This window comes from Roseixanthobacter psychrophilus, assembly GCF_043195195.1.
Classification (GTDB): Bacteria; Pseudomonadota; Alphaproteobacteria; order Rhizobiales; family Xanthobacteraceae; genus NCEH01.
Map to the genome: position 1 here is coordinate 1 of NZ_JBAFWT010000147.1, position 1,093 is coordinate 1,093.

Here is a 1,093-nt window from a genome sequence, read left to right on the forward strand (position 1 = left end):
TGTCTGGTTGTGAGACGTCCTTGGCGTTTTCAACGATGATGCGGGCTTTGACGATATCCTGCGGCCCGGCCTGCCCGGCAGGCTTGGTGCCGCGGAGCTTTCGTCGGACGGCAAGGCGCTCGGTGACCATCTGGTTCGGCGTCCGGCCCTGCAGGACCCGCTGTCGTCGGGCGTTGTAGGCGGCGTTGAACCCGCGCAGCAGCTGCTCCAGGTCGCGATGGGAATGGATCGTGATGCCGAGCACCTCGCTCTCTATGCGACCGTTGAAGCGCTCCACCATGCCGTTGGTCTGCGGCGTGTAGGGACGGGTGTGACGATACTCGGCTCCCAGCTCGGCACAGGCCTTCTCGAAGGTCGGTGAGAAGCAGCTGCCATTGTCGGTCAGCACATGGGTGATCCGGAATGGAAAGGCGGCGGCCGCCTCGCGCAGGAAAGAGACCGCACTGTTCGTGGTCATGTCGTCCTTCACGGCCAGGTGGACGGAGCGTGAGAAGCGATCGATGGCGACAAAGAGATAACGTTTGCGGCGCTGGAAGTCGGCCGTTTGCAGCATGGGCAGCTGCTTGATGTCGATATGAATGAAGCCGAGGTCGTAGTCCCGGAACTTCCCCGTGCCCCTGGCGGGACGCTCCGAGGCTGCGGGACGGCGTCGGTTCAGCCCTTCGGCCTTGAGGATGCGCCAGACGCTGTCGCGGTTGAGGTGCGGCAGGAAGTGCCGAACGACGAACGTCAGATCGTCGAGGGCGAAGTTGGTCCTTTCGCGTAGCAGGCAGACCACCGCGCGCTCCTCGGCGGTGGCCTTCCAGGGCAAGCTATGGGGGCGGGCGGAACGATCGAGGCAGTCGGCGGCGCCGCGCTTGCGCCATTTGCGGATGGTCTCGGTGCTGACGCCGTAGCGCTGGGCCAGCAGGCCAGTGGGTGCCGAGGAGCGGGCGATCTCAGCACGGACGGCGGGGGTGGTGCGGGCATTCGGATGGATCTGGTGCATGGCTCACCTCCGTCCCAGGAAAGCGCGCGGCAGGCGCTCGAAGCTACGGCGATAGTCTAGGATCGCCAGCCCCACCGGGTCCCAACAATGTTCCGCGACCAGACA

At 65.3% G+C, this 1,093-nt stretch carries 1 protein-coding gene; it reads right to left on the minus strand.

The features are described 5' to 3' along the window. Positions 1–988, minus strand: a 988-nt coding sequence (locus tag V5F77_RS28900) for a DDE-type integrase/transposase/recombinase (protein WP_429008487.1), incomplete at its 3' end; no start/stop codon positions are given. Between the last annotated feature and the right edge of the window lie 105 nt (positions 989–1,093).